Below are 2,397 nucleotides of genomic sequence, written 5' to 3'. Positions count from 1 at the left end.
GCCAGCTACTAAGCAACATATCAATGCTCTGGAGTTGTTGCTCTCTGTGCGGCAACCTCTCCGGCACGTAGTTAGGTGAAAACACAGATTCGTCAACTACAATAGCCATGGAGGTGAGGACAAGGCAGTTATAAATACTTTCAGATTACATAACTTGTAATAAATAGATGTTTTCTAAAAGTATCAGCCAACTCTGCGCACGAAATACAGCCCGCCGACTGCAACGACTACACAACTACCACATTCCGGCCTCTCCCTAGATACATAATCATAGATTTCTATATTTTTAATAATTTTTTTAAAATAAAATAAATTTAAACATTCACCTAAGTAAGTAGTAAAAGTATTGACATAGACAAAACCAGGCGTTATTACCTCACATTTAACAGACTGGTCATAGTAATACAGGCAGTCGCATAAATCCCTAGCCACGACCCTGTCTTTCCGTGGAGCCGTCCTAATAAGTACGTGGCCCCTCTCCATCAGAGCAGGGTTCTAATATCTACAGCGCTGATGCCCAGAGATTTACTTAATTTCTCCACTACACTAGGGTTGGCTTTTGACAGCGCTGAAAGTACGTACAATATCTCAGACCTGACGGCCGACTTGGAAACATGTAAGTTCTGTGCTAGGTATTCAACAAGCGCGTCCCGCCTCCTCCGCGCCTCTCTAGATCTAGCCAGTAGGAGAAGTCTCTGTGGGAATCCATATCTAATAAAGGGGGGGAGCCTTGGCTTGTCTTTTATTTGAGAAACCCCACCGAGGGCGAGCTCCATGGCATAAGGCATAAGCTCCCACTCCTGCATCCTCTTTATTCTTCCAATAAACACGTCGGCTTTGCTAAGCCGGTCGTACGCCGTCGACATCGCCTCAAGATCTTTGTACACAACTGGGATACTTTCAAGAGCCCATACGAAGTACTGCTCCCAGTCAAAAGACGGGTTGAAAGACACGGCACGGGCCTCGTCAAACCAACGCGCCTTGTAAACGCGATCCAAAATCTCGAACATAGAAAGCTGGGGGTTTCTCTCCCCCGCCCTCTTTATATCATCTAACACCAGCATCTTCCTCCCGCCTGTTAGGTACATCTGCAGATCGTTAATAGCCGCACGTAGGTCGCCCATAGACGACTTTGCGATGCTTCTCAAAGCCTCATCTTCACATTTAGCCCCCTCGTTGACGCATATCCTTCTCAATACCTCAACCACCTCGTCTTCAGAAAGTCTCCTCAAGTTAACCACAAGCGAGAGATCTCTCAAAGGCCTGAACTTTGGATCGTAGGGGTTATTTGCGGTCATGACTATGGGAACCTTCGCCGTCTCCACTATGTCGATAATAGCCTCCAGACCCCCCTTATCTTCTTTTACATGGAGGCCATCAACCTCGTCAAACAAGACTATCTTGCCCTCGTAGCCAAAGAGAGAAGACTCCCTCAACCCACTGCCCACTACCTGCCTCAGCCTCTCAGCAGTTCTCACATCACTTGCGTTAAGCTCAATAAGCTCATATCTAATTTCTCTCGCCAAGGCGTGGACTATTGTAGTCTTGCCAACCCCAGGAGGGCCTGCTAAAAGAACGGCCCTAGCCTCCGTAATCTCCCTGTCCTTTTTCTTAGCCCAGCGCGCACAGAACTCCTTAGGGGCCTTGAATTTGGCGCATATCCAAGACGCCAAGATGTACTTCGCCTCCTCCTGATTCACAATATCTGCAAAAGACTTGGGTCTGTACTTCTCCACCCAGGGGAGGGGCATTACCTCTTTTTCTGCTGGGCAGGGCTCGGCCTAATCCGCCTCCCCAAGGCACCTAACTTACTTAGTAGATAAGTCAACTGAATTTCCTCATCCGCTCCCTGTGTGAGTCTATAATCGACGTCTGCCAGCAACTCGGCGATCTCCGCCTTAACATCATCATCAAGCGCCATTCGTATAAGTTCTCTCTGGAAGGCTCTTATGAAGTCGACACCTGCAACGCCCTTGAGGTACATAAGTTCTCTGAGCTTCTCCCGGGCCTTTGACACGTCGCCGCCGATTGCAAGATTAAATAGCTCAGTAATATCTGAGGGCTTTATAGTAGCCGCGGCGGCGGCTACGGCATTGGAGTCAACAACTTTATTCGTAGCCGCGGCCACTTGTAGGAGGTTTATAGCCTTTCTCATATCTCCCTCGGAGAGCTCATATATTATGTCAATGGCGTCGTCTCTGAGCTCAACACCCTCACTTTTTGCAATGAGCCTAAGTCTTTCTGCCATGAGATTCTTCGGCATGGGTGAAAACCTAAAGACGGCGCATCTAGAAATAATAGGATCGATTATACGTGATACGTAGTTTGCTAGTAGTATGAATCTTGTGTTTTGTGCGTATATTTCCATTATTCTGCGTAGTGCTTGTTGTGCGTCTG

General features: G+C 47.6%; 3 protein-coding genes. All 3 read right to left on the bottom strand.

The features are described 5' to 3' along the window. Positions 1-183: 183 nt before the first annotated feature. The gene (locus ACP5J3_RS13305; protein ID WP_428496128.1) at positions 184-483 is read right to left on the bottom strand and encodes a DUF3195 domain-containing protein; all 300 of its coding nucleotides are present in this window, start codon (positions 481-483) and stop codon (positions 184-186) included. Further along, on the bottom strand, positions 483-1,751 hold the full coding sequence (locus tag ACP5J3_RS13300; RefSeq protein ID WP_428496127.1) for a replication factor C large subunit: 1,269 nt from the start codon (positions 1,749-1,751) through the stop codon (positions 483-485). Before ACP5J3_RS13300 ends, ACP5J3_RS13305 begins: the two co-directional genes overlap by 1 nt. Continuing rightward, positions 1,751-2,397: replication factor C small subunit (locus ACP5J3_RS13295; RefSeq protein WP_428496126.1), on the bottom strand; the 647-nt coding region annotated here is incomplete at its 5' end. The genes ACP5J3_RS13300 and ACP5J3_RS13295, both read right to left, overlap by 1 nt.

This window comes from Pyrobaculum sp., from assembly GCF_049971835.1.
In the GTDB taxonomy this organism is placed as follows: domain Archaea; phylum Thermoproteota; class Thermoprotei; order Thermoproteales; family Thermoproteaceae; genus Pyrobaculum.
This window is presented reverse-complemented; position numbering and strand designations above follow the sequence as displayed.

Excerpts from the sequence above, each read along its gene's own strand:
- ACP5J3_RS13305 (WP_428496128.1), bottom strand. The coding sequence starts at position 483 with ATGGAGAGGGGCCACGTACTTATTAGGACGGCTCCACGGAAAGACAGG.
- ACP5J3_RS13300 (WP_428496127.1), bottom strand. The coding sequence starts at position 1,751 with ATGCCCCTCCCCTGGGTGGAGAAGTACAGACCCAAGTCTTTTGCAGAT.